This window comes from Caulobacter sp. Root487D2Y (assembly GCF_001427165.1).
Lineage (GTDB): Bacteria > Pseudomonadota > Alphaproteobacteria > Caulobacterales > Caulobacteraceae > Caulobacter.
Map to the genome: position 1 here is coordinate 1 of NZ_LMFD01000003.1, position 25,052 is coordinate 25,052.

The window sequence follows — 25,052 nt, forward strand, 5'->3', positions numbered from 1 at the left end:
TCGCTCCAGATAGAGCGCCGTCATGTCCGCGTTGTCCGGATTGTCGAACCAGGCGCGCGAACGAAGGGCGCGGGGCGGAACGGCGGCAGAGCTCATGATGGTCCTTGATAGGCGGCCCCTGATGGACAAGGGGGGCCTTGGGTCGGCGGCGGCAGGAGGGCCCAGCGGGAGATGATGAGCATTGTCCGCCATCTAGGCGGAGCGATCGACATCCCGTTGGCTTCGCCCTTGTTTATTTGTCTGACTATACCGCTCAAGAGGCGGCGTCAATGTGAGAGCCGCACCGCTCGACAAGCCCGGCAAGCCGTGTTTTCCAATTGAACGCAAAAGAAAATCATTCGCCTTTAGTTGTCGGACGATAGGTCGCGCGGGAGGCGCTGATGGACTCGAAAAAGCCGCTCGGAACGGCGGAATTCCGCGCCCTTCGCCGGGGCGTTCTGGCCGCATGCGTCGCCGCGCCGTGGATTCCGGGCGCCGCCATGACCGCCGACGGGACGACCGATTCCCTCGCCTTTCGCCGCCTGGCGCCGACCCCGCCGATGGGCTGGAACAGCTGGGACAGCTTCGCCACCACCCTGACCGAGGACCAGGCGATCGACAACGCCAAGGTCATGGCCAAGGTGCTGCTGCCGCACGGCTACGACGTCTTCACGGTCGACATCCAGTGGTACGAGCCGGGCGCGACCGGCTTCGACTATCGCAAGGACGCTCATCTCGAGCTTGACCCCTGGGGCCGCCTGCTGCCGGCGATCAATCGCTTCCCGTCCTCGGCGGACGGCGCGGGGTTCAAGCCGCTGGGCGATCGGCTGCACGCCCTGGGCCTGAAGTTCGGCATCCACCTGATGCGCGGCGTGCCCCGCCAGGCGGCCGACCGCAACCTGCCGGTGCTGGGGACGAACGTCCGCTGCGGCGACATCGCCGACCGGGGCAGCCTGTGCCCCTGGAACCCCGACATGTACGGCGTCGACATGAAGCGGCCCGGCGCCCAGGCCTATTACGACAGCGTGTTCAAGCTGCTGGCCGCCTGGGGCGTCGACTACGTCAAGGTCGACGACATGAGCCGGCCCTATCACGACCACGCGCCCGAGATCGAAGCCGTGCGCAAGGCCATCGACGCCAGCGGCCGGCCGATGGTGCTGAGCCTGTCGCCCGGCGAGACGCCGCTGGACGCCGCCGATCACGTCCAGCGCAACGCCAACCTCTGGCGGATCAGCGACGACTTCTGGGACCAGTGGCCGCTGCTGCTGGAGCAGTTCGGCCGGCTGGAGCGCTGGAACCCCCACCGCATTCCCGGCTGCTGGCCCGACGCCGACATGCTGCCGCTGGGCGTTCTGGACCTGGGCAAGCGCACGACGCGGTTCACGCCCGACGAGCAGCGCACCATGATGTCCCTGTGGGCGATCGCCCGCTCGCCGCTGATCATGGGCGGGGACCTGCGGAAGCTGGATCCGGCGACGACCGCCCTGCTGACCAATGACGAGGTGCTGGCGGTGAACCAGCACAGCACGGGGAACAAGCCGGTGATCAATGCCGGCGGAAGCGTCGTCTGGGCGGCCGAGGTTCCGGGCTCGAAGGCGCGCTATGTGGCGCTATTCAACACCGCCGACCAGGAGATGGTGGTGGGCGCGGACCTTGGGAAGCTGGGACTGACGGGCCGCGCGGCGGTGCGGGACTTGTGGGCGCGCAAGGCCGACGGGACGGCCGAGAGGCGACTGGAAAGGACGCTGCCTGCGCACGGCGCGGGACTCTATCGGCTGGGATGATGCTTAGCTGCTGAACCGTCGTGCGTCGTTCGAGGCCCGCTAGCACGGGCGCCTCAGGATGAGGGACATCTTGCTGATTTCCTCATCCTGAGTGCGAGGCGCAGCCGAGCCTCGAAGGACGCACCGCGTTCAGTCCCTCGGGTCGATCGCCGCGCGGGTGTCTTCCAGCGCCAAGCCCACCAGCCGTTCCATCGCCTGCCGCGCCTGATCCGGCCTTCCGGCGGCGATGGCGTCGAACACCTTCCAGTGGTCGGGCATGGGGTCGCGCGGCAGCTCGCGCTTGCGCTGCTTGAAGATCGTGGTCCAGCGCACGGCCGCGCCGATGCTGCTGCTGAGCGTGAACAGCGGCGCGTTGGCGGTGGCCTCCAGCACGGTGTCGTGGAAGTCGCGGTCGGCGGCCTGGCCGGCCTCGGTGGCCAGGGTCTGGCTCTCCATCTGGATCAGCGCCTTGCGCATGCGCTCCAGCTGGCCGTCGTCGCGGCGTTCGGCGGCCAGGGCCGCGGCGGCCGGCTCGACGATCATCCGCAGTTCGTACAGGCCCTTGAGGAACTCCTCGCTGGGCTCGGATTCGAAGAACCAGGCCAGGACCTCGGGGTCCAGCAGGCTCCAGCGATTGCGCTCGGTGACCCGGGTGCCGGTCTTCGGCCGGCTCTCGACCAGCCCCTTGGCGGCCAGGATGCGGATGGCCTCGCGATAGGCGCTGCGCGAGACCTGCAGCTGCTCGCTGGAATCGATCTCGTTGTTGAGGATGTCGCCCGGCTGATACTGGCCCGAGACGATGGCCACGCCCAGGTTGCGGGCGATCGATCCGTGAATCCGGCTGGTGGCCGCCAGGCTGTCCCGCGCGAAATCGCCGTCCCCGGCCTTGTCTTTCTTCTTCCGCACGCGCGCTTCGCCTCCCTGTCCAGTCGTGGACGAAAGCTCCGTCCGTCCGCCGATCTCGACGCCGCGCGACACTAGCGAGACAGTTTGTGCGCCGACAAGGGATTTCGCAGCGCCGGCGCCGAAGACGAAACGTCGATTTGCGCGCTGAAAAGTATGATGATTGCCAAACGCCGACGCCGCGCGGGTTTGCGCCGGTTCTCGTGTTTCCACAGCGCCCGGCCGCGCCCGGACACCCGCTCGCGGCCCGTCGATCCGGGTTTGACACCGCACCGCAGTTCGCTATTTGTCTGACTAAATAGCCAAATCCGCTGGGAGGTAGGGACGGCCATGGTGCTGCGCTTCGTGCAACTGAAGGAACAGGGCGGGACGCGACTCCTCGCGGCGGTCAACGACGCGGGCCTGGCCCGCAGGGTCGAGGTGGCCGACACCCTGCTGGCCCTGGCCCAGGCGGCGCTGGCGGCCGGGGCCACCCTGGCCGAGGCCGCCCAGGCCCACCCGCTCGGCGCCGAGATCGACATCCCCGCCGCCCTGGCGCAGGGCCGGGTGCTGGCCCCGATCGACCATCCCGATCCCGCCCACCTGATCCTGACCGGCACCGGCCTGACGCACCTGGGCTCGGCCGAGGGTCGCGACAAGATGCACAAGGCCGCGCAGGCGGGCGAGCAGCTCACCGACTCCATGCGGATGTTCCTGATGGGCGTCGAGGGCGGCAGGCCCGCCGCCGGCGCGGTCGGGGCCCAGCCGGAATGGTTCTACAAGGGCGACGGCTCGCACGTGGTCGGTCACGGCGCGCCCCTGACCTCGCCCGCCTTCGCCCAGGACGGCGGCGAGGAGCCCGAGATCGCCGGCGTCTACATCATCGGTCCGGACGGATCGCCCTACCGCCTGGGCTTCTGCCTGGCCAACGAGTTCTCGGACCACGTCATCGAGCGCGGCAACTATCTGTGGCTGGCCCACTCCAAGCTGCGTCAGGCGGCCCTGGGCCCCGAGCTGCTGACCGGCGAGCTGCCGGCCGACGTGCGCGGCGCCAGCAAGATCCTGCGAGGCGGCCAGGTGGTCTGGGAAAAGCCCTTCCTGTCGGGCGAGGCCAACATGTCCCACACCATCGCCAACCTCGAGCACCACCACTTCAAGTACGACCTGTTCCGCAAGCCGGGCGACATCCACGTGCACTTCTTCGGCACGGCCACCCTGTCGTTCTCGGAAGGCTTCCAGACCCAGGTCGGCGACGTGTTCGAGATCGGCGCCGCGCCGTTCCTCTACCCCGTCAGCAATCCCTTGGCCCAGGCGCCAAAGGGAATTGGGGACAAGCCGGTGACGGTGCGCAGCCTATGAGCAAGATCCGCCTGGCTCTCGTCGGCCTGGGCAAGATCGCCCGCGACCAACACTTGCCCGCCATCGCCGCCGACGACCGCTTCGAGCTGGTCGCCATCGTCAGCCGCAACGCCGACCTCGACGGCGTCGCCCACTTCACGACCCTGGCCGAACTCCTGGCCAGCGACGTGGCGGTCGACGCGGTGTCTCTGTGCACCCCGCCCCAGCCGCGCCACGCCCTGGCCCACCTGGCCCTGGCGGCCGGCAAGCACGTGATGCTGGAAAAGCCGCCCGGCGCGACGCTGAGCGAGGTCGAGGACCTGCGGCTGACCGCCGCCGAGCGCGGCCTGACCCTGCAGACCACCTGGCACTCGCGCTACGCCCAGGGCGTGGCGCCGGCGCGCGAATGGCTGGCCGACAAGACCGTCAAGTCCGTGCGCATCGACTGGCGCGAGGATGTCCGCGTCTGGCATCCGGGCCAGACCTGGATCTGGGAGGCCGGCGGCCTGGGCGTCTTCGACCCGGGCATCAACGCCCTGTCGATCGCCACGGCCATCCTGCCCCGGCCGTTCTTCCTGACCGGCGCGGCGCTGCACGTGCCCGAGAACCGCCAGTCGCCGATCCAGGCCGAGCTGGATTTCGTCGACGCCGCCGGCGCGCCGATCCGCGCCGAGTTCGATTTCCTGCAGACCGGTCCGCAAAGCTGGGACATCGCTGTCGAGACCGAGGACGAAGATACCGGTAACAACGTGTTGAAGCTGTCGCACGGCGGCGCCAAGTTGTGGATCAACGACGTGCTGCTTCGCGAGGGGCCGGACGCCGAATATGCCGGCCTCTACGACGCCTTCGCGCGCCTGGCGGCCGACAGAACCAGCGATGTCGACGTCAGCCCGCTGCGTCACGTCGCCGACGCCTTCCTGCTGGGCCGACGGATCGTCGCTCCGGCGTTCATCGAATAGAGAAAGACCGCCATGGCCGAAGCCGCGCTACGGGCCCTAAACCCCGCCACCAACGAACACTTCGGCCCCAGCTTCCCGGAACCCAGCGCCGAGCAGATCGAAGCGACTTGCGCCGCCGCGGCCGCCGCCTTCGACACCTATCGCGAGACCGATCTGGAAACCCGCGCCGCCTTCATCGAGGCGATCGCCGCCGAGATCGAGGCCCTGGGCGACGAGCTGATCCAGACCGCCATGGCCGAGACCGGCCTGCCCCAGGCCCGCATCACCGGCGAGCGCGGCCGCACCTGCGGTCAGCTTCGGCTGTTCGCCCAGGTCGTGCGGCGCGGGGACTGGATCGGCGCGCGGATCGATCCGGCCATGCCCGAGCGCACGCCCCTGCCCCGCGCCGACCTGCGCCAGCGCTTCATCCCGCTGGGCCCGGTGGCGGTGTTCGGAGCCAGCAACTTCCCCCTGGCCTTCTCGACGGCGGGCGGCGACACCGCCTCGGCCCTGGCGGCCGGCTGCCCAGTGATCGTCAAGGGTCACTCGGCCCACCCCAACACCGGCGCCATGGTCGGCGGCGCGATCACCAAGGCGGTCAAGGCCGCGGGCCTGCCCGCCGGGGTCTTCGCCATGCTGATCGGCCAACAGCGCACGCTGGGCGCCGGCCTGGTCGCCGATCCGCGCATCAAGGCCGTGGGCTTCACCGGCTCGCGGGCCGGCGGCACCGCCTTCATGCGGATCGCCGCCAGTCGGCCCGAGCCGATCCCGGTCTTCGCCGAGATGAGCAGCGTCAATCCGGTGCTGCCGCTGCCCGCCGCCCTGGCCGCCCGGGCCGAGGCGCTGGGCGCGGCCTTTGTCGGTTCGCTGACGATGGGCGCGGGCCAGTTCTGCACCAACCCCGGCCTGGTCTTCGCCCTGGCCGGACCCGACCTCGAGCGCTTCGAGGCCGCCGCCGTCGCCGCCCTGAGCGCCGCCCAGCCGCACGTCATGCTGACCCCGGGCATCTTCGGCGCCTACGAACAGGGCGTGGATCGTCTGGCCGGCCGCGCGGGCGTCGAACTGCTGGCGCGCGGCTGCGTCGGCGACGGCGTCAACCAGGCGGTCGGCGCGCTGTTCGCGGTCGACGCCGACACCTTCCTTCGCGACCCCGAACTGAGCCACGAGGTGTTCGGCTCGTCGTCGCTGATCGTGCGCTTCTCGGACGTCGTCCAGGTGGCCGCCGTGCTGGAGGGGCTGGAGGGCCAGCTCACCGCCACCCTGCACATGGACCCGGCCGACGCCGAGGCCGCGCGCGCCCTGATGCCGATCCTGGAGCGCAAGGCCGGCCGCATCCTGGCCAACGGCTGGCCGACCGGGGTCGAGGTCTCGCACGCCATGGTCCACGGCGGCCCGTTCCCGGCCACCTCCGACCCGCGCGGCACCTCGGTGGGCACGCGGGCGATCGAGCGTTTCCTGCGGCCGGTCTGCTACCAGGACATCCCCGACGCCCTGCTACCGCCCGCGCTGAAGGCGGACAATCCGCTGGGCGTGCGGCGAGCCGTGGACGGCGTGCTTTAGGCTTCCTCACCGCCCAGGCCTATAGTCCGACAATTACCAACGCCCTGCCGTGCATACCGCGCGGCAGGGCGTTTTGATTCCTCCAGCATCCCACTTTTCGCCTTGCGCCTCGGTGAAATCATCGTTATCCCGCTTTTGTCTGAGTAAATAACTCAGACAATAACCAGCCCCAATCAAAGGCGGGCGGAAACAAGAGCGCTCTGGCGCCGTGATTGGGAGGAGACGACGGCTTCACGCCACCCTTCCGTCACGCGCAGCGAGCCGATTGGGGAGTGGACCGTGGCGCGTGTGCGGCTTAACCATCTGAGCAAGAACTTCGGTTCCGTCGCCGTGCTCGACGACATTTGCCTCGACATCGCGTCCGGCGAGTTCATCGCCTTCCTCGGACCCTCGGGCTGCGGCAAGTCCACCCTGCTGCGGATGATCGCCGGGCTGGAGACCGTCGAGACGGGCGAGATCCATATCGGCGAGCGCCGGGTCGACGCCCTGGCGCCGGGCGACCGGGGCGTGGCGATGGTGTTCCAGCACTACGCCCTCTACCCGCACATGACGATCTTCGAGAATATGGCGTTCGGCCTGCGCAACGCGAAGGTCCCGAAAGCCGAGATCGAGGCGCGCGTGGCCGAGGCGGCCCGCATCCTGGAGATCGAGCGCTTCCTGCCGTCCAAGCCCGGCCAGCTGTCGGGCGGCCAGCGTCAGCGCGTCGCCATCGGCCGGGCCATCGTCAAGAAGCCGGACCTGTTCCTGTTCGACGAGCCGCTGTCGAACCTCGACGCCGCCCTGCGCATGCGCACCCGGCTGGAGCTGGCCCAGCTGCGCCGCCGGGTCCAGGCGACGATGATCCTGGTCACCCACGACCAGGTCGAGGCCATGACCCTGGCCGACCGCATCGTGGTGATGAGCGACCGCCGCATCCAGCAGGTCGGCACGCCGATGGAGATCTACGCCCGCCCCGCCAACCGCTTCGTGGCCACTTTCGTCGGCTCGCCGCCGATGAGCTTCCTGGACGTGACGCTGGGCGAGGGTCCGGGCGGCCTGGCGCGAGCGGCCTTGCCGGGCGGCGCGAGCGTCGACACCGAGGTCCCCCTCGCCGCCCTGCCCGTCAGCGCCGCCTGGCGCCTGGGCCTTCGCGCCGAGGCCGTCAAGGTCGTCGCGCCGGGCGGCGGCCTGGTCGACGCCAAGGTCGAGTTCGTCGAGCGCCTGGGCGACCGCACCCTGGTCTATCTGCGCCTGGCCGACGGCGCGGCGATCATCGCCGAGGATGTCGGGACCAGCCGCGCGGCCATGGGCGACACGGTCGGCCTGGCCCTGGACGGCGCCGTGCACCTGTTCGACGCCGACGACCGCGCCCACTACGCTCCGGCTGCCGCATGACCGCCGCCTCGCCCCGCAAGAGCAGCTGGGTCAACGGCCTGTTCGTCACGCCGTACCTGGTCGTCTACCTGGCCCTGCTGCTCTACCCGCTGCTGGCCGGGGTGTGGCTGAGCCTGCACAAGGCCGACCTGTTCGGCGGCGAGGCGTTCGTCGGGCTCGAGAACTTCGGCCGGCTGCTGCGCGACACCGTCTTCCTGCAGGCGGTGCGCAACACCTTCTGGTTCGTGTTGCTGACCGTGCCGCCGCTGGCGATCATCGCCCTGGCCCTGGCCATCGCCCTGAACCGCCCGACCCGCGCGGCGGCCTTCTTCCGGGGCGTGTTCTTCAGCTCGTCGGTGCTGTCGGTGACCATCGTCACCCTGATCTGGCGGCTGGTGCTGATCCCCGACGGCGGACTGATCGCCAACATCCTGCACGCGGCCGGCAGGCCGCCGATCCCGCTGCTCAGCCATCCCGACCTGGTGCTGCCGGCCATCGCCCTGACCACGGTCTGGTGGTGCCTGGGCCTTCCGATGATGCTGTACCTGGCCGCCCTGCAGCAGGTTCCGGCCGAGCTCTACGAAGCCGCCGCCCTGGACCGGGCCAGCCCGTGGAAGGCCCTGACCCGCATCACCCTGCCCTCGATCCGCCGGACCGTGGTGCTGGTGGTGATCATCCAGTGCGTGCTGCAGTTCCAGTTGTTCGGCCAGGCCCAGCTGCTGACCCAGGGCGGTCCCAACGGCGCCTCGCGGCCGATCGTGCTGTTCATCTACGAGGTCGGCTTCCGGCGCTGGGACATCGGCTACGCGGCCGCCGCTTCGGAAATCCTGTTCGGCCTGATCCTGGTCGCCACGGTGCTGCAGTACGTGACGACGCGCGAAAAGGAGGCGGTCCGATGAGCGCGCTGGACCGCGCCGCCGGGCGCAATCCCTGGATCAACCGCCTGGGCTGGGCCGCCCTGACCCTGGCGGCCGTGGTCATGGTCATGCCCTTGCTGTGGACCGTGGGCCTGTCGCTGAAGTCGAACGGCGAGCTGCTGCGCGACACCGCCTCGGTGTTCCGCGGACCCTACACCCTGGAGAACTACGGCTCGATCCTGGCCCGGGCGGCGGTGTTCCGCTGGCTGTGCAACAGCCTGCTGGTGTCTCTGTGCACCACCGCCGGCGTGCTGGCCCTGTCGTCCCTTGCCGGCTACGGCTTCGCGCGGCTGGAGTTCCCGGGCCGCAAGTGGCTGTTCGCCCTGGTGCTGTTCGGCCTGGCCGTGCCCGAGCAGTCGGTGATCATCACCCGCCACCAGCTGTTTTCCGCCCTGCACCTGCACAACACCTATCCCGGCCTGATCCTGCCCGGCCTGGCCGCGCCGTTCGGGGTGTTCCTGATGACCCAGTACTTCAAAGCCATTCCGGTCGAGCTGGACGAGGCGGCGATGCTGGACGGAGCCTCGCGCCGCCAGGTGTTCTGGAAGGTGCTGCTGCCCCTGACCCTGCCCGCCCAGGCGACCCTTGGGATCTTCACCTTCCTGTCGTCGTGGAACGACTACTGGTGGCCGCTGATCTCGGCGACGCGCAGCGAGATGTTCACCCTGACGGTCGGCGTGGCCAGCTCGCAGATCAACTTCGCCCAGACCAGCGGCCTGGGCTTCCTGATGGCCCAGGCGGTGTTCGCCAGCGCGCCGATCCTGGTGGTCTACGTGTTCTTCCAGAAGTACATCGTGCGGGCGGTGTCGGGAGCGGCGGTGCGATGAAGACCCTCGCCCGCCTCGCCCTCGCGGCCGTCGCGACCCTGTCGCTGTTCGGCTGCGCCAAGCGCGACGACGTCACCCAGATCACCGTCCAGCGGATCTTCGGCGAATGCCGCTCGGCCGGAGCCGGGGCGCGCAATCCCGACGGCGAGTGCGAGATCATCACCGGCCTGCTGGACCAGTTCCAGCGCGAGAACCCGGACATCCGGCTGAAGGTCAACATCGCCGCCTGGCCCGGCTACGACCAGTTGTCGGCCCAGTTCGCGGCGGGCGATCCGCCCGACCTGGTGACCATGCACATGTCGGCGATCTCGGACTACCAGTCGCGCGGCCTGATCGAACCGATGGGGCCGGGCCTGGAAAGCGTCGGCGTCGATCCCGCCGCCTTCACCCGCGCCGCCCGCGAGGGGGTGACCAAGAACGGCCAGGTCTGGGGCCTGCCCTTCGACAACTGGGCGCCGCTCTGGCACATCAACATGGGCCAGTTCCGCCGGGCGGGCCTGGTCAAGGACGGCCAGCCGATCCTGCCGACCAGCGCCGACGAACTGCTGACCCAGGCCCGCCAGTTCAAGGCCGCCACCGGCAAGCCCTATCTGGTCCAGGCCATGGCCAACGAGACGGCCAGCTACACCCGCAACCTCTACACCTACCTGATGACCCAGGACGCGGTGTTCTTCACCGATCCCAAGCACATCAAGCTGACGACGCCGGAGGCCCACCGGATCGTCGCCCTGTTCAAGACCCTGCACGACGAGAACCTGTCGACCCGCGACCAGGACTATCCGGCCGCCACCAGCGGCTTCATGAACGGCGACGGCGGGGTCTATCTGGTCGGCACCTGGATGATCGGCACGTTCGAGGCGGAGTCGCACACGCCCGGCCGGCCGCTCGCCGATGGTTACGCGGTCGTCCCCTATCCCCGGATCTTCGGAACCAAGGACGCCGCCTATGTCGACGGCCACGCCTGGGTCGTGCCGCACCGCGCGCGAACGCCGGCCCAGCGCGCCGCGGTCTATCGGCTGGTCAGGTTCCTGGCCGACCACGACTACGACTGGTCGCGCACCGGCCACCTGCCGTCGATGCAGGCGGTGATCGACAGCCCGCGCTTCAAGGCCCTGCCCCACCGCCAGGCCATCGCCCCGCTGGCCACCATCGGCCAGACCCTGCCGCCGCGGGTGCAGCGCCAGTTCGCGATCCAGGACATCATCGGCGACGAGATGGCCAGCGCCATCACCGGCCGCAAGCCGATCGACACCGCCCTCGCCGACGCCGAGCGTCGGGTCAACGACCTGCTGTTCCACCTTCTCTAGACCCGCGAGCTTTCCATGCTGACCGCCAAGATCATCGCCGACGCCGACTTCGTGGTGGCCCCGCTGGACCGCCGGATCTTCGGCACCTTCGTCGAGCACATGGGCCGCTGCGTCTATGGCGGCATCTACGAGCCCGGCCACCCCACCGCCACGCCCGAAGGTTTCCGCCAGGACGTGCTGGACCTGACCCGCGAGCTGGGCGTCACCATCGTCCGCTATCCGGGCGGCAACTTCCTGTCGGGCTACAACTGGGAGGACGGCGTCGGTCCCAAGGAGAACCGCCCGGTCCGCCTGGACCTGGCCTGGCACTCGACCGAGACCAACCAGTTCGGGACCAATGAGTTCATCACCTGGTGCCGCAAGGCGGACCTCGAGCCGATGTTCGCGGTCAATGTCGGCACACGCGGCGCGGACGAGGCCCGCCACTTCCTGGAGTACTGCAACCACCCGGGCGGCACCTACTATTCGGACCTGCGTCGCGCGCACGGCTACGAGCAGCCGCACGGGATCAAGTTCTGGTGCATCGGCAACGAGATGGACGGCCCCTGGCAGATCTGCGCCAAGACCTCGGCCGAATACGGCCGCATCGCCCAGGAGACCGGCAAGGTGATGAAGTGGGTCGATCCCACCATCGAGCTGACCGCTTGCGGCTCGTCGCAACGCGCCATGCCCACCTACGCCAAGTGGGAATACGAGGTGCTGGACCAGTGCTTCGACCAGGTCGACTACATCTCGCTGCACCACTATTGCCGCAACGACGCCGACGACATCCACGAGTTCCTGGCCACCGTCGACGACCTGGACCACTTCATCCGCGAGGTCGCGTCGATCGCCGACGCCGTGGCGGCCAAGCGGCGTTCGAAGAAGCGGATCATGCTGTCGCTGGACGAATGGAACGTCTGGTACAAGGCCAGCGGTCCGGACGACCTGAAGAAGCCCGGCTGGCCCGAAGCGCCGCCGCTGATCGAGGAAGTCTACAATCACGAGGACGCCCTGGTGGTGGGCGGCTGCCTGATCGTGATGATGAACAACGCCGACCGGGTGAAGGCCGGGTGCCTGGCCCAGCTGGTCAACGTGATCGGCCCGATCATGACCGAGACCGGCGGTCCGGCCTGGCGCCAGACCATCTTCCATCCGTTCGCCGACTGCACGCGCCACGGCCGCGGCGAGGTGCTGAAGCTGAAGGTCGAGACCGGCACGTTTCCGACCAAGGCCCACGGCGAGGTTCCCAACCTGCTGGCCACGATCGTGCGCGATCCGCAGACCGGCGCGACGACCCTGTTCGCGCTGAATCGCAGCGTCACCGACGACCTGGCGCTGTCGGTCGATCTGCGCGGCGTCGCCGAGAACCTGGTGATCCAGACCTCGACGCAGTTGCACGATGCGGACCTGAAGAAGACCAACACCAAGACCGCGCCCGACGCCGTCTCGCCCGTCGCCAACCCGACCGCCAGGCTGGAGAGCGGCCGCCTGACCGCGACGCTGAAGCGCCAGTCCTGGAATGTCGTCAGCCTCGCGCGCGGCTGATCATCGACGATGACGACAAAGGGGACGGCGACGCGTGATCGTCGCCGTCCCCGTCGTCCACCCCAAAGGGTGGTCATACGAATCTCTCATATTTGTCTGACCAAGATTCGAGCCCGACAGGCGTTGGACCCGCATCGGCGGACGAGCCTATCCCGCGTTGCGCGTCGGTAGGCGGCAAGCTCCATAATTCACTGAATTTATTCAATCTATTACGAAGTCTATCGCCTCGCCCGTCGCGCCCGCCGAGGCGCGCCGCGCCGCAGGCGCGGACGAACGCCGTTCACATTTCCATGGCCACATTAGTAATACCCTTGCGAATGGATTATTTGTCAGACAAGATAACTCACCATCGAGAAGCTTCCCGCGCAGACGGGGAGACGGTGAGACTTGGGAGGGAAATCCATGACCAACGGCGTCAACATGCCGATCCGATCCGCCGCGCGCGCCGCGCGCCGGGCCCTGCTGATTTCGGCCGCCTCGGCCATGACCTTGCTGGCCGCCGCGCCGGCTCTGGCCCAGACCGCCGCGACCAAGGACGACGAGACGGTCGCCGAGATCGTCGTCACCGGCCAGCGCCAGGCCGCCCAGAGCGCCCAGCAGATCAAGAAGAACAACGACCTGGTGGTCGACTCCATCGTCGCCGAAGACGTGGGCAAGCTGCCCGACAACAACGTCGCCGACGCCCTGGCGCGGGTCACCGGCATCCAGGTCCGCCGCGACTCCGGCGAGGCCAATTCGGTGCTGATCCGCGGCCTGCCCAATCTGGTGACCTTGCTGAACGGCCGCGAGGTGTTCACCACCACCGGCCGCTACATCGCCCTGGCCGACGTGCCGGCCAACATGCTGCAACGGGTCGACGTCTATAAAAGCGCCGCGGCCGATCAGATCGAAGGCGGCATCGCCGGCGCGATCGACATCCGCACCCGCCGGCCGTTCGACTTCTCCGGCGCCCAGTTCAACGCCTTCGGCCACGCCGCCTATTCGGACAAGGCCAAGGAATGGAACCCGGACTTCGGGGCCACCGCCTCGAACCGCTGGGACACCAATGTCGGCGAGTTCGGCGCGCTGGTCGGCGTGTCGTTCGTCGATCGCGACTTCCACGAAGAGCGCGCGTTCAACGTGCGCTCCGACGACCACACCGGTTCGTTCGGCCCGGCCCACCCGCTGCCGCCCGGCATCACCTCGATCAACGGCCCGTTCGTGATGGGCTACATCCCGATCGCCGGCGAACGTAAGCGCAGGGCGGCCAACTTCTCCCTGCAATGGCGGCCGGACGACACCAGCGAGCTCTACTTCGAGGGCTTCGGCACCGACTACAAGAACGTGTTCGAACTGGACTTCCTGGTCGGCCTGCCCTGGCTGGGCGACGGCAACCTGTCGGCCACCGTGTTCCCGGGCACCAACCAGCTGAAGACGCTGACCAACCACAACGTCTTCACGATCATGTCGACCCAGGCCAACGACCAGCACTCCAACACCAACCAGTTCTCGGCCGGCGGCTACAAGGAGTGGGGCTCGTTCAAGGCATCGACCGATCTGTCGGTCACCAACTCGTTCTTCAAGTACGAGAACCCGATCCTCGACAGCTCGACGATCGTGCCCCTCGTGCAGGTCGACACCAGCCACGACGGCACCGCCCAGCTGAACTATCTGAGCAGCGGCTACGACATCAAGAACCCGGCCGCCTACAATATCGAGAACTGGTTCGACAACTACGGCAAGCAGACCGGGAACTCGGTCGATTGGCGCGCCGACGTCGTCTACACCGCGCCGTCGGACGAGTTCATCCGCGAGATCAGCGCGGGCGTCCGCTATGCCGACCGCAGCGCCGAGTCCAACCAGTCCTACGGCGGCGCGGCCTATCCCTTCACCCACACGCCGGTCAGCAGCCTGGCGGGCCTGAACGGCCTGTCCGAGCCCATGGCCGACGGCGGACCCGACTACATCACCACCCAGTGGTACACGCCCAGCGCCTCGTACCTGCTGAACAACACCGACAAGGTGCGGGCGCAGACGGCGTTGCTCTATGACCGCAACGCCACCAGCGCCGCCGTCTTCGCCCTGCGCAACGATCCGGTCACCGGCAAGCGCCGGATCGACCCGGGCATGTTCTTCTCCGATGTCGAGAAGACCTATGCCGGCTACGTCCAGTCCAAGATCGGCGGCGACATGGGCAGCGTGCCCTGGAGCGGCGTCGTGGGCCTGCGCCTGGTCCGCACCGAACAAACCCTGGGCGGCAACAATGTCGACACCGCCACCTCGGTGCTGGTCTACACGCCGACCGAGAAGAAGAACTCGTCGGTCGACCTGCTGCCCAGCGCGAACCTGAGGTTCAATCTGCGGCCGGACCTGGTGGCGCGCCTGTCGCTGGGCCGCACCGTCACCCGCCCCGACTTCGCCCAGCTCAATCCGGGCGTCTCGCTGTCGACCGTGGCCTCCAACACCACCTTCCTGTCGGGCTCGGGCGGCAATCCGAACCTCAAGCCGGTGACGTCCGACAGCCTCGACGCGTCGCTGGAATGGTACTTCGCGGCCGACGGCTTCCTGACGGCGGCCTACTTCCACCGCAACATCGACGGTTATGTGGAAACCACCTCGGCCAATGAGGTGATCAACGGCACCACCTACATCATGACCCGCCCCAGCAACTCCGGGAAGGACAAGCTGGACGGCCTCGAACTGGGCTACCAGCAGTTCTACGACTTCCTGCCGGGCGTGTTCAGCGGCCTGGGCCTGCAGGCCAATGTCACCCTGATGGACGGCTCGATGAAGAACGGCGTCACAGGCGTGAAGACCGACTTCCGAGGCCTGTCGAAGTGGTCCTACAACGTCGCGGTGCTCTACGAGAAAGGTCCGCTGTCCGGTCGCCTGGCCTACAACTGGCGCCAACACTTCCTGGACACGCCGAACTTCGAGAACAGCGGCTTCGACCTGATCGCCGACGACACCGCCCAGATGGACGGCAGTCTGTCCTACAAGGTCGGCGACAAGCTGACCCTGACCCTGGAAGGCGTCAATCTGCTCGACACCGAGTTCAAGGACTACTTCACCGACAAGCACCTGTATCCGCGCGACACCCGTCGCTACGACCGTCAGGTCCTGATCGGCTTCCGCTGGAAGATGTAAGACCCGCGCGCTCGACTCCTCTGGAGTCGGGCGCGTTCGCCTTCGCGTCGGAGTTCGTGATGCTGACCCGCAGACATGCCCTGGCCGGGGCCCTGAGCGCGGCCGTTCCGACGGCCGCTCAAGCCGCCACGCCCAGCCTCAACGATCGGATGACCGGCGACCTGTCGCCCGTTCACGACCCCTGCATCATCAAGCAGGGCGCGACCTATCACCTGTTCTGCACCAGCCAGGCCAACCAGAAGCCCGGCCTGATCCATTGGCGCACCTCGCCGGACTTGGTCGCCTGGACCCTGGTCGGCGCCGTCATGCCCGTCCTGCCCGACTGGGCTGGGAAGGAAGTGCCCGGCACGCGCGGCGCCTGGGCCCCGGACATCAGCCTGATCGACGGCCGCTACCACCTCTATTACGCGCTCTCGACCTTCGGGAAGAACCGCTCGGTCATCGCCCTGCAGACCACCGCGACCCTGGACCGGTCCGACCCGGCCTTCGGCTGGCGCGACGAGGGCGTGGTGCTGGGGTCCAAGCCCGGCGACGATTTCAACGCCATCGACCCCAACATCGTCGCCACCCCGGACGGCCGCGTGTGGATGAGCTTCGGCAGCTTCTGGTCGGGCCTGAAACTGGTCGAGATCGACCCGGGGACTGGCAAGCCCCCCCTCAACAAGAATGGGCCCGGCGCCCCGCTGACGGCCATCGCCGCCCGGCCCCATCCCGACGCCATCGAGGCGCCGTACATCATCGAGCGGGATGGCTGGTTCTACCTGTTCGCCTCGTTCGACTTCTGCTGCCGAGGCGCCGACAGCACCTACTACACGGTGGTGGGCCGCGCGAAGGCGGTGACCGGGCCCTATGTCGACCGTAACGGCAAGGCGATGCTGATGAAGGACGGCGGCCTGATCGTGCTGCACGCCGACCTGGATCCCACCAAGCGCTTCAGGGGTCCCGGCCACGTGGCCGTGCTGCGCGACGCGGGCCGCGACTACATCGTCTACCACGCCTACGACGCCAAGAAGGGCGGCGTCCCGACCCTGCGCATCCAGCCCCTGGCCTGGAGCGCCGACGGGTGGCCCGTGGCCGTCTGAACCCCTTTCCCTGCCTGAGGTCGACCCCGCCTGCGCCGTTCCGGATCGCTCCGGAACGGCGACTTTCTTTCCGCCTAAGCTCGATTGCACCGGCTCAATTTGTCGGACTATATGGACGCCAAGCCGCCCCTAGAGCCGCTTCGACCGTTGGAACGAGGAACCTCATGAAGACTTCAGGCCGCAAACTGACCGGCGCCCTTCTGGCCGCCACCGCCATCGCCCTTCCGGCGGGAGCCTTCGCGGCCGACTACGCCCGGGCCCCGTTCGGCAAGACGCCCGACGGCGTCGAGGTCGAGGCCATAACCCTGACCAATGGCAAGGGCGTCAGCGCCACGGTGATCACCTACGGCGCCACCCTGCAGTCGCTGATCGCGCCCGGCCGCGACGGGACCAAGGCCGACATCGCCCTGGGCTTCAAGGACGCCGAGTCCTACGTCAAGAACGCCAGCTATTTCGGGGCCTCGGTCGGCCGCTTCGCCAACCGCATCGGCAAGGGCCGCTTCGTCCTGGACGGCAAGACCTACCAGCTGGCGCTGAACAACAACGGCGTCGCCGCCCTGCACGGCGGGGTCAAGGGCTTCGACAAGCGGGTCTGGAAGGTCGCCGACGTCAAGCGCGGCCCGGTCGCCTCGGTCACCTTCACCCATGTCAGCCCCGACGGCGAGGAAGGCTATCCCGGCACGCTCACCGCCACGGCGACCTACGCCCTGGACGAGGCCAACAACCTGACGATCACCTACGGCGCGACGACCGACAAGCCGACCATCGTCAACCTGACCAACCACGCCCTGTTCAACGTGGCCGGCGAGGGTTCGGCCGAGGGCGCGATGGGCAACGTCCTGACCCTGGCCTCCGACGGCTACACCCCGGTCGACGCCGAGCTGATCCCGACCGGCGAGATCACCCCGGTGGCCGGCACGCCGTTCGACTTCCGCAAGCCGACCGTGGTGGGCGAGCGCATCCGCGACGCCCGCGATCCGCAGATCGTCGTCGGCCGCGGCTACGACCACAACATGGTGCTGACCGGCAAGGCGGGCGGCGCCCCGCGCCTGGCCGCGCGGCTGGCCGACCCCAAGAGCGGCCGCGTGCTGGAGATCCTCAGCGACCAGCCGGGCATCCAGTTCTACACCGGCAACTTCATCGACGGCACGATGGTGGGCAAGAGCGGCAAGATTTATCGCCAGGGCGACGGCATCGCCCTGGAGCCGCAGCACTTCCCCGACGCGCCCAACAAGCCGGCCTTCGCGCCGGTGCGGCTGGATCCGGGCCAGAAGTACAGCAACACCATGGTGTTCAGGCTGACGACGGACGGGAAGTAGAAACCGTCTCCAACCGACAGAGCATGACCTTGGAGGGCATTGCGGGCGGCCGTGGGATTCTGTTCCCTCACGGGATGCCCGCCGCCTTCTCCATCCGCGCCGTCCGCACCCCCGACGACCTGGCGGCGGTCGTGGCGCTGTTCGAGGACTATGTCGCCTCCCTGACCGTCGACCTGGGCTACCAGGACTTCAGCGGCGAACTGGCCGGCCTGCCCGGCAAGTACGCCCCGCCGAAGGGCGAGCTGCTGCTGGCCCGGGACGCGGCGGACCGGCCGCTGGGCTGCGTGGGACTGCGTCCCCTCGCCCCCGACGGCTGCTGCGAGATGAAGCGCCTCTTCCTGCTGCCGGCCGCTCGGGGTCTGGGCCTGGGCAAGGCGATGGCCGAGGCGGTGATCCGGACGGCTCGAGACCTCGGTTATGACGAACTGCGGCTCGACACCCTGCCCAGCATGACCACCGCCATGAAGCTGTACGACGCCATGGGCTTCGAGCGCATCGGCCCCTACTACGCGCCGACCCCGGACGGCACGGTGTTCATGCGGCTGAAGCTCCAGCCAAAAAAGACGCTGGACTGACCCAAGGGCGCCGGCGCTCAGATCGGTTCAAACAACCGTTCTTGGGAGGAACGCCGCCATGCCCGAAGCCCTGATCATCGACGCCTGCCGCACGCCCCGTGGCATCGGCAAGGTCGGCAAGGGCGCCCTGGCCGACTTCCACCCCCAGCACCTGGCCGCCACGGTGCTGAAGGCCCTGGCCGAGCGCAACAACCTCAACACCGCCGAAGTCGACGACATCATCTGGGGCACCAGCACCCAGCGCGGCAAGCAGGGCGGCGACCTGGGCCGGATGGCGGCCTTGGACGCCGGCTATGACACCAAGGCCAGCGGCATGACCCTGGACCGGTTCTGCGGCTCGGGCATCACCACGGTGAACCTGGCCGCGGCCTCGATCATGTCGGGCATGGAGGACCTGGTCATCGCCGGCGGGACCGAGATGATGTCCTACACGGCCGCCACCGCCGACCGCACCTCGCCCGGCCTGCTGGACAGCGGCAACCTGCGCCTGCGCGCCAGGCATCCGCAGAGCCACCAGGGCGTCTGCGCCGACGCCATCGCCACCCTGGAAGGCATTTCGCGCCAGGCGCTGGACGAACTGGCCCTGGTCAGCCAGCGGCGCGCCGACCAGGCGATCCGCGAAGGCCGCTTCGACCGCGCCCTGGTCCCGGTCTATCGCGACGACGGCTCGATCGCGCTGGACCGCGAGGAGTTCCCCCGCCCCGAGACCACCCTGGAAGGCCTGGCGGGCCTGAAGGCTTCGTTCGGCGCCATCGCCGGCGTACCGATCGACGAGGCGGGCACCACGCTGGGCGGGCTGATCAACCAGGTCTATCCGGACCTGAAGATCGAGCACGTGCACCACGCCGGCAACTCGTCGGGCGTGGTCGACGGCGCGGCGGCGGTGCTGCTGGCCTCTCCGGCCTACGCCGCCAGGCACGGCCTCAAGCCCCGCGCCCGCGTCGTGGCCATGGCCAACATGGGCGACAGCCCGACCCTGATGCTCAACGCCCCCGTCCCCGCCGCCCGCAAGGTGCTGGCCAAGGCCGGGCTGACCGTCGACGACATCGACCTGTGGGAGATCAACGAAGCCTTCGCCGTGGTGGCCGAGAAGTTCATCCGCGACCTGGGCCTCGACCGCGACAAGGTCAATGTCAACGGCGGCGCCATGGCCCTGGGCCACCCGATCGGCGCCACCGGCTCGATCCTGATCGGCACGATCCTGGACGAGCTGGAGCGCCGCGACCTCAAGCGCGGCCTGGTGACCATGTGCGCGGCCGGCGGCATGGCCCCGGCGGTGATCATCGAGCGGGTGTAACTCTAGAAACTCCGCTCATCCCGGCGAATGCCGGGACCCAGATGGAATGGCTCCGGAGCTGACGCCATGAGCGCTGAGCCCCTCCAGTCATCCACTCCGCTAAGGGATCTGGGTCCCGGCTTTCGCCGGGATGAGCGGATTGGAAAGGCAGCGGCTCTAAGCGCGCTTCTTCGCCGCCTTCGGCTTCGAGGCGTTCAGCGCCGCGGCGGCGCGGAACAGCGCCTTGAACGCCGCCTCGTCGATCGCCTCGCCCTGGCGGAAATCGATGGCCCGCCGGGTGGCGCCTTCGAGGCTGGAGTTGAACAGGCCTTGGGGATCCTCGACGGACGCGCCCTTGGCGAAGGTCGTCTTCACGGCGGCCTTGTAGGTTTCGCCGGTGCAGACGATCCCGTCGTGCGACCACACCGGGATGCCCCATTTCCACTCCTCGACCACGTCGGGGTCGGCCTCGTGGATCAGCTTGCGGATCTTGGCCAGCGTCTCGCCGCGCCAGTCTTCCAGCGCCTCGATCGCCTTGTCGATCAGCTCGGAAGGCGGTCCCTCCAGCGGGCCGCCCATCTTCTTCTTCATGGTCGTCTCACCTCGTACTGGCGGCTCACATGCGCTCGCCGGGCAATTGGCTGGCCTGTTTCACCCAATCGATGAACTGGGCCTCGTCGAACGGTTCGTCCTCGTGGATGTGGAAATAGCGCACATCCTTCTGCTTGGAGCCGACCGGCGGCGGGGGATCGAGCGCCGCGCCGCGGAAGAAGGCCACCTTGATGTATTTGGCGAAGGCATGGAGGCTGAGGAACCAGGTCGTTTCCTCGACGCCATAGAACGGCGAGTTCCACTTCACCGCCTTGCGCACGCCGGGAACGGCGCCCTCGATCAGCGCGTCGAGCTTGCGCCCGACCTCGCTCTGCCAGCCCAGCATGGCCGCGATATAGGCCTGGACCGGCGCGTCGCCGTCGCCCTTGGCGATCTGGGGGTTGCCGCCCGACAGCCGTTTCGGCTCGGCCATGGCTCTTGCTCCCTATGCGCTCGCGCGCCGCCTGCTCCGCCCTTTGGCGACATAGGGCAGCACGAACATGTACAGCCCAGTGACCAGAAGCAAGATCAGCGGGACCAGCGCGAACAGGCCGACCCACGCCGGGGGCTGCCCCTTGGTCATGACGATCATGTAGCCGATGACGCCCGCCGTGAAGGCGATGGACAGCCACCGATGGATTTGTCGGATCAGGGCGTTCATGGGGGAATCTCCTCTGAGAATGAGCCGGGGCGAAGGGCGCGGCGGCCCTAGTCCAAGCGCTCCAGCAGTTGATCCAGGTTGCCGAGGAACGACTTCCAACCGGCATGGGCGCCGCCGTAGGCCTGCTTCTGATCCGGGTTGAAGCCGGCCTGCTCGACGCGCAGATGCGTGCCCGTGCTGGTCGGGGTCAGGGTAAAGGTCACCACGCTCTGCAGGTTGTAGGCGGCGTCCTCGTGCGCGTAGTTCCAGGTGTAGGACAGGGTCTTGTTCGGCTCGACGGCCAGGACCTGGCAGTCCAGCACCCCGCCCCATTCGCCGCGCAGGTTGAAGCTGTGGCCCACCTGGGGCTTGAAGTCGTTCTTCATCAGCCACTCCTCCATCAGGTGCGGCTGGGTCAGCGCCCGCCAGAGCTTTTCGGGGGGATGAGCGATCTCCCGTTCGATGACGACGGAACGCGTTTGCGTCGCGGTGCTGGTCATTGGTCCATCCTGTTGAGCAGGTCCTCGAGATTGTCGAACCGGGTCTCCCAGAACCCGGCCATGCGGCTTGTCCAGTCGACCAACGGGGCCAGGGCGTTCAGCTGGGCGCTGTAGTGCGTCTGTCGGCCTTCGTGGCGATCGCTCACCAGCCCGGCCGACTTCAGCACGCCCAGGTGCTTGGAGACGGCCGGCTGCGAGACTCCCGCCAGGGCCGTCAGGGCCCCGACCGTCTGCTCGCCGTCGCGGCACAGCCGCTCGAAGATCCCCCGTCGGGTGGGATCGGCGAGCGTCCTGAAGAGCACGTCGTGAGCGTCGGTCATGGGAACTGATAACCCGTTGGCTATGGGTTACTCATAACTGGCGAGTTATGGGTTCGTCAAGAGGGGTGCTGCGGACATCTTGAAAGGCCCAGCGCCTCACCTCCAGAGCCGTCATCCTCGGACTTGTTCCGAGGACCCCTGCCTCCGCCGCGAAGGCCGTGGGGTGGCGCGCCAGCGCGCCATTGCGCCGACACCTCAGCTGGACGAGGGATCCTCGGAACAAGTCCGAGGACGACGGGAATTTGGGGGACGTGGCCGCGTCGGTCCTTGGAACATCCGGGACGGAATGGCGCGAAATCAATACCTTGAACTTTCTCGACCAATCTTGTCCTCGGCGCTCGGGCCGCCCCCATACTTGTCCCTGCCCTGTCGTAGGGGAGGACGTCCGGCCGGCGACCTCGACGTGCGGCGGGGGCGGTCGAGCGGGAAGCGTTCGTCGGTGGTCTTGAGTGACGCTTCGGGCGTCCCGGGCAGGTTCCCTGAAACATCGGGACGAAGCCCGGGCGGCGAAGGATCGGCGAACGCGCCAGGCGCGGGCTGAAATCGCCCGCGCGGTCCGGACGGGGTTGCCATCCCTCCGCCCGGCCCCCCCTTAGAGCAAAGAATGGGGCCTCCATCGGAGCGGGTTAAAAATCCGCGATCCGAAGGCTCTCGAGCACAGGCCGCGCGGAGCGCCCGTGACGTGTCGAAACGGTACTCTCCCTCTACCTCTTCCGGGCGCGCCCCGGACGTTCCGCCGCCTCCCCAGCCCGCCGGCTTTCCTGGCGGGGACATGAACGCGTGCGCGCGCCCGCTTGCTTCCCGTGAACAGTCAAAGTATGACAACGTTATCAATTTTCCACAGAGTTACATATTTAGTTGAAGCGCGCGTCCAATTTGCCGTGAATAGCTAAATCCAAACGCCTTCTGGCAAAATTGATCAAAGAACGTTGCGCACATAGCCAAGACGTCACTGGGAGGAAAAGAATGAAGCGACAGCAGATGCGCGGCCTGGTGATGGCCCTGATGCTGACCACCGCGCTGCCGGCGGCCGCCGCTCACGCCCAGGCCGCCCCGAGCGCATCGAAACCTTGGATGAACACCAAGCTGAGCGCCGATCAGCGCGCCGACCTGATCGTTGCGCGGATGACGCCTGACGAGAAATTGACCCTGGTGTTCGGCTATTTCGGCTCGAACCAGCAGAAACCCAAGTTCACGCCGCACGCCGAGGCCCGCATGGGTTCGGCCGGCTACATCCCCGGAATCCCCCGCCTGGGCGTGCCCCCGCAGTGGGAAACCGACGCCGGCGTCGGCGTCGCCACCCAGCGTGAGTCGAGCGATCCCTATCTGGAGCGCACCTCCCTGCCCTCGGGCATCGCCACCGCCGCGACCTGGAACCCGGACCTGGCCTTCAAGGGCGGCGCGATGATCGGCTCGGAGGCCCGCGCCTCGGGCTTCAACGTCCAGCTGGCCGGCGGCGCCAACCTGGCCCGCGACCCGCGCAACGGCCGCAACTTCGAATATGGCGGCGAGGATCCGCTGCTGGCCGGCGTGATGGTCGGGGCCCAGATCAGGGGCATCCAGTCCAACAACATCATCTCGACCATCAAGCACTGGGCGCTGAACGGCCAGGAGACGAACCGCATGACGGTCAGCTCCAACATCGGCGACGCCGCCGCGCGCCAGTCCGACCTCCTGGCGTTCGAGTTCGCCATCGAGAAGGCCAGCCCCGGCGCGGTGATGTGCGCCTACAACCGCATCAACAGCATCTACGCCTGCGAGAGCGACTACCTGCTGAACGAGGTGCTCAAGAAAGACTGGGGCTATACGGGCTATGTGATGTCGGACTGGGGCGGCACGCACTCGACCGCCAAGGCGGCCAATGCGGGCCTGGACCAGGAGTCGGCCTACACCTTCGACAAGCAGCCCTTCTTCGGCGCGCCGCTGAAGGCCGCCCTGGCCGACGGTTCGGTGTCGCAGGCGCGCCTCGACGACATGGTCCGCCGCATCACCCGCTCGATGTTCGCCCACGGCCTGTTCGACCACCCGGTGGTCAAGGGTCCGATCGACTTCGCCGCCCACGCCAAGGTCACCCAGGCCGACGCGGAAGAAGCCATCGTCCTGCTGAAGAACGACGGCGGCCTTCTCCCGATCGCCAAAAGCGCCAGGAAGATCGTCGTCATCGGCTCGCATTCCGACGTCGGCGTGCTGTCGGGCGGCGGCTCCTCGCAGGTCTTCCCGGTCGGCGGCATGGCGGTGAAGGGCCTGGGCCCCAAGGGCTTCCCCGGCCCAATCGTCTATCACCCCTCCTCGCCGCTGAAGGCGCTGCAGGCCAGGAACCCCGCCGCGCGGTTCGCCTATGACGACGGCTCCGATCCGGCCGCCGCCGCCAAGGCCGCCGCCGGCGCCGATCTGGTGATCGTCTTCGCCCATCAGTGGGCCGCCGAATCCCAGGACTATTCGCTGACCCTGGCCGACGATCAGGACGCCTTGATCGACGCCGTCGCCGCCGCCAATTCTAAGACCGCGGTGGTCCTGGAAACCGGCGGCCCGGTTCTGATGCCGTGGCTGCCCAAGGTCGGCGCCGTGGTCGAGGCCTGGTACGCCGGGACCAACGGCGGCGAGGCGATCGCCCGGGTGCTGACCGGCGAGGTCAACCCGTCCGGCCGCCTGCCGATCACCTTCCCGCGGAGCGCCGACCAACTGCCGCGCCCGGTGATCGATGGGGACCACTCCAAGCCCGAGCTGATGGTCGACGCCAACTACGACATCGAGGGCGCGGCGGTCGGCTACAAGTGGTTCGACAAGAAGGGCCACCAGCCGCTGTTCGCCTTCGGCCACGGCCTGTCCTACTCGACCTTCGGCTACAGCGACCTGAAGACCTCGGCGGCCGGCGACACGCTGACCGTCAGCTTCAAGGTGACCAATACGGGCAAGACCGCCGGCAAGGACGTGCCCCAGGTCTATGTCGGGCCCAAGGGCGCCCCCTTGGATGGAAGAAGTGGCTGGGAGGCGCCGCGTCGCCTGGGCGGCTTCAAGAAGGTCGAGCTCGCCCCCGGCGCCAGCACGACCGTCGCCGTCACCGTCGACCCGCGCCTGCTGGCCACCTTCGACGCCAAGGCCAAGGCCTGGACCATCGCCGCCGGCGCCTATGAGGTGTCGCTGGGCGCCTCGTCCCGCGACCTGGGCGCCAAGGCCGAGGTGACCCTGGCGGCCAAGACGCTGCCGGTGACGTACGACGGCAAGTAGTTGC

At 68.2% G+C, this 25,052-nt stretch carries 22 protein-coding genes; 15 read left to right on the forward strand and 7 right to left on the reverse strand.

What is annotated here, in order from left to right:
* Positions 1–96 (reverse strand): hypothetical protein (locus tag ASD38_RS24475; protein WP_235523774.1); only part of this gene is annotated, 96 nt, incomplete at its 3' end.
* Between the two features lie 284 nt (positions 97–380).
* On the opposite strand from ASD38_RS24475, the gene ASD38_RS05810 reads away from it, so the two are divergent.
* Complete coding sequence (locus ASD38_RS05810; RefSeq protein ID WP_056458471.1) at positions 381–1,763, forward strand: glycoside hydrolase family 27 protein; 1,383 nt, start codon at positions 381–383, stop codon at positions 1,761–1,763.
* Positions 1,764–1,892: 129 nt separating this feature from the next.
* Here ASD38_RS05810 and ASD38_RS05815 read toward each other — a convergent pair whose 3' ends face one another.
* Positions 1,893–2,597, reverse strand: a complete 705-nt coding sequence (locus ASD38_RS05815) for a FadR/GntR family transcriptional regulator (RefSeq protein WP_442856951.1) — start codon at positions 2,595–2,597, stop codon at positions 1,893–1,895.
* Positions 2,598–2,975: 378 nt separating this feature from the next.
* Between ASD38_RS05815 and araD1 the strand changes: the two genes are divergently transcribed.
* From araD1 to ASD38_RS05880, 13 genes are all read left to right on the forward strand, one after another.
* Positions 2,976–3,983: an AraD1 family protein gene (gene araD1 / locus ASD38_RS05820; RefSeq protein WP_056458474.1), complete on the forward strand. Its 1,008-nt coding sequence runs from the start codon at positions 2,976–2,978 to the stop codon at positions 3,981–3,983.
* The gene (locus ASD38_RS05825) at positions 3,980–4,921 is read left to right on the forward strand and encodes a Gfo/Idh/MocA family protein (RefSeq protein WP_056458477.1); all 942 of its coding nucleotides are present in this window, start codon (positions 3,980–3,982) and stop codon (positions 4,919–4,921) included. Before araD1 ends, ASD38_RS05825 begins: the two co-directional genes overlap by 4 nt.
* Positions 4,922–4,933: 12 nt before the next feature.
* Complete coding sequence (locus ASD38_RS05830) at positions 4,934–6,460, forward strand: aldehyde dehydrogenase (NADP(+)) (RefSeq protein WP_056458481.1); 1,527 nt, start codon at positions 4,934–4,936, stop codon at positions 6,458–6,460.
* A 288-nt stretch (positions 6,461–6,748) separates the two neighbouring features.
* Positions 6,749–7,834, forward strand: coding sequence for an ABC transporter ATP-binding protein (locus ASD38_RS05835; protein WP_268760923.1), 1,086 nt, complete (start codon positions 6,749–6,751; stop codon positions 7,832–7,834).
* Positions 7,831–8,712 (forward strand): carbohydrate ABC transporter permease, encoded by an 882-nt coding sequence (locus tag ASD38_RS05840; RefSeq protein ID WP_056458487.1) that lies wholly within the window; start codon positions 7,831–7,833, stop codon positions 8,710–8,712. Before ASD38_RS05835 ends, ASD38_RS05840 begins: the two co-directional genes overlap by 4 nt.
* On the forward strand, positions 8,709–9,557 hold the full coding sequence (locus tag ASD38_RS05845; protein ID WP_056458491.1) for a carbohydrate ABC transporter permease: 849 nt from the start codon (positions 8,709–8,711) through the stop codon (positions 9,555–9,557). Before ASD38_RS05840 ends, ASD38_RS05845 begins: the two co-directional genes overlap by 4 nt.
* Positions 9,554–10,864 carry an extracellular solute-binding protein gene (locus ASD38_RS05850; protein WP_056458493.1) on the forward strand — a complete coding sequence of 437 codons (1,311 nt, stop codon included), beginning with the start codon at positions 9,554–9,556 and terminating at the stop codon, positions 10,862–10,864. Before ASD38_RS05845 ends, ASD38_RS05850 begins: the two co-directional genes overlap by 4 nt.
* A 15-nt stretch (positions 10,865–10,879) precedes the next feature.
* Entirely contained in the window at positions 10,880–12,391 is a 1,512-nt protein-coding gene (arfA, locus tag ASD38_RS24980) for an arabinosylfuranosidase ArfA (protein ID WP_056458496.1), read from the forward strand.
* Between the two features lie 402 nt (positions 12,392–12,793).
* Positions 12,794–15,517 (forward strand): TonB-dependent receptor, encoded by a 2,724-nt coding sequence (locus tag ASD38_RS05860; protein WP_056458499.1) that lies wholly within the window; start codon positions 12,794–12,796, stop codon positions 15,515–15,517.
* A gap of 59 nt (positions 15,518–15,576) precedes the next feature.
* Positions 15,577–16,599, forward strand: coding sequence for an arabinan endo-1,5-alpha-L-arabinosidase (locus ASD38_RS05865; protein WP_056458502.1), 1,023 nt, complete (start codon positions 15,577–15,579; stop codon positions 16,597–16,599).
* A 164-nt stretch (positions 16,600–16,763) separates the two neighbouring features.
* Positions 16,764–17,918, forward strand: a complete 1,155-nt coding sequence (locus ASD38_RS05870) for an aldose epimerase family protein (protein ID WP_235523771.1) — start codon at positions 16,764–16,766, stop codon at positions 17,916–17,918.
* A gap of 74 nt (positions 17,919–17,992) precedes the next feature.
* Complete coding sequence (locus ASD38_RS05875; protein ID WP_056458504.1) at positions 17,993–18,493, forward strand: GNAT family N-acetyltransferase; 501 nt, start codon at positions 17,993–17,995, stop codon at positions 18,491–18,493.
* Positions 18,494–18,551: 58 nt separating this feature from the next.
* A complete protein-coding gene (locus tag ASD38_RS05880; protein WP_056458506.1) occupies positions 18,552–19,790 on the forward strand; it encodes an acetyl-CoA C-acetyltransferase in 1,239 nt (412 codons plus the stop codon).
* A 156-nt stretch (positions 19,791–19,946) separates the two neighbouring features.
* Here ASD38_RS05880 and ASD38_RS05885 read toward each other — a convergent pair whose 3' ends face one another.
* From ASD38_RS05885 to ASD38_RS05905, 5 genes are read right to left on the reverse strand one after another with little or no spacing between them, the layout of a single operon-like run.
* Entirely contained in the window at positions 19,947–20,360 is a 414-nt protein-coding gene (locus tag ASD38_RS05885; RefSeq protein WP_056438543.1) for a DUF1801 domain-containing protein, read from the reverse strand.
* A 25-nt stretch (positions 20,361–20,385) separates the two neighbouring features.
* The gene (locus tag ASD38_RS05890) at positions 20,386–20,793 is read right to left on the reverse strand and encodes a DUF1801 domain-containing protein (RefSeq protein WP_056458509.1); all 408 of its coding nucleotides are present in this window, start codon (positions 20,791–20,793) and stop codon (positions 20,386–20,388) included.
* A 12-nt stretch (positions 20,794–20,805) separates the two neighbouring features.
* Positions 20,806–21,021 (reverse strand): hypothetical protein, encoded by a 216-nt coding sequence (locus ASD38_RS05895; protein WP_056438546.1) that lies wholly within the window; start codon positions 21,019–21,021, stop codon positions 20,806–20,808.
* Between the two features lie 47 nt (positions 21,022–21,068).
* Complete coding sequence (locus ASD38_RS05900; RefSeq protein ID WP_056438548.1) at positions 21,069–21,500, reverse strand: SRPBCC family protein; 432 nt, start codon at positions 21,498–21,500, stop codon at positions 21,069–21,071.
* Positions 21,497–21,820, reverse strand: a complete 324-nt coding sequence (locus tag ASD38_RS05905) for an ArsR/SmtB family transcription factor (RefSeq protein WP_056438550.1) — start codon at positions 21,818–21,820, stop codon at positions 21,497–21,499. The genes ASD38_RS05900 and ASD38_RS05905 overlap by 4 nt, the downstream gene beginning before the upstream one ends.
* Positions 21,821–22,786: 966 nt before the next feature.
* On the opposite strand from ASD38_RS05905, the gene ASD38_RS05910 reads away from it, so the two are divergent.
* On the forward strand, positions 22,787–25,048 hold the full coding sequence (locus ASD38_RS05910) for a beta-glucosidase (protein WP_056458511.1): 2,262 nt from the start codon (positions 22,787–22,789) through the stop codon (positions 25,046–25,048).
* The last annotated feature ends 4 nt before the right edge of the window (positions 25,049–25,052 follow it).

Excerpts from the sequence above, each read along its gene's own strand:
- ASD38_RS05810 (WP_056458471.1), top strand. The coding sequence starts at position 381 with ATGGACTCGAAAAAGCCGCTCGGAACGGCGGAATTCCGCGCCCTTCGC.
- araD1 (WP_056458474.1), top strand. The coding sequence starts at position 2,976 with ATGGTGCTGCGCTTCGTGCAACTGAAGGAACAGGGCGGGACGCGACTC.
- ASD38_RS05825 (WP_056458477.1), top strand. The coding sequence starts at position 3,980 with ATGAGCAAGATCCGCCTGGCTCTCGTCGGCCTGGGCAAGATCGCCCGC.
- ASD38_RS05830 (WP_056458481.1), top strand. The coding sequence starts at position 4,934 with ATGGCCGAAGCCGCGCTACGGGCCCTAAACCCCGCCACCAACGAACAC.
- ASD38_RS05840 (WP_056458487.1), top strand. The coding sequence starts at position 7,831 with ATGACCGCCGCCTCGCCCCGCAAGAGCAGCTGGGTCAACGGCCTGTTC.
- ASD38_RS05845 (WP_056458491.1), top strand. The coding sequence starts at position 8,709 with ATGAGCGCGCTGGACCGCGCCGCCGGGCGCAATCCCTGGATCAACCGC.
- ASD38_RS05850 (WP_056458493.1), top strand. The coding sequence starts at position 9,554 with ATGAAGACCCTCGCCCGCCTCGCCCTCGCGGCCGTCGCGACCCTGTCG.
- arfA (WP_056458496.1), top strand. The coding sequence starts at position 10,880 with ATGCTGACCGCCAAGATCATCGCCGACGCCGACTTCGTGGTGGCCCCG.
- ASD38_RS05860 (WP_056458499.1), top strand. The coding sequence starts at position 12,794 with ATGACCAACGGCGTCAACATGCCGATCCGATCCGCCGCGCGCGCCGCG.
- ASD38_RS05865 (WP_056458502.1), top strand. The coding sequence starts at position 15,577 with ATGCTGACCCGCAGACATGCCCTGGCCGGGGCCCTGAGCGCGGCCGTT.
- ASD38_RS05870 (WP_235523771.1), top strand. The coding sequence starts at position 16,764 with ATGAAGACTTCAGGCCGCAAACTGACCGGCGCCCTTCTGGCCGCCACC.
- ASD38_RS05875 (WP_056458504.1), top strand. The coding sequence starts at position 17,993 with ATGCCCGCCGCCTTCTCCATCCGCGCCGTCCGCACCCCCGACGACCTG.
- ASD38_RS05880 (WP_056458506.1), top strand. The coding sequence starts at position 18,552 with ATGCCCGAAGCCCTGATCATCGACGCCTGCCGCACGCCCCGTGGCATC.
- ASD38_RS05885 (WP_056438543.1), bottom strand. The coding sequence starts at position 20,360 with ATGAAGAAGAAGATGGGCGGCCCGCTGGAGGGACCGCCTTCCGAGCTG.
- ASD38_RS05890 (WP_056458509.1), bottom strand. The coding sequence starts at position 20,793 with ATGGCCGAGCCGAAACGGCTGTCGGGCGGCAACCCCCAGATCGCCAAG.
- ASD38_RS05895 (WP_056438546.1), bottom strand. The coding sequence starts at position 21,021 with ATGAACGCCCTGATCCGACAAATCCATCGGTGGCTGTCCATCGCCTTC.
- ASD38_RS05900 (WP_056438548.1), bottom strand. The coding sequence starts at position 21,500 with ATGACCAGCACCGCGACGCAAACGCGTTCCGTCGTCATCGAACGGGAG.
- ASD38_RS05905 (WP_056438550.1), bottom strand. The coding sequence starts at position 21,820 with ATGACCGACGCTCACGACGTGCTCTTCAGGACGCTCGCCGATCCCACC.
- ASD38_RS05910 (WP_056458511.1), top strand. The coding sequence starts at position 22,787 with ATGAAGCGACAGCAGATGCGCGGCCTGGTGATGGCCCTGATGCTGACC.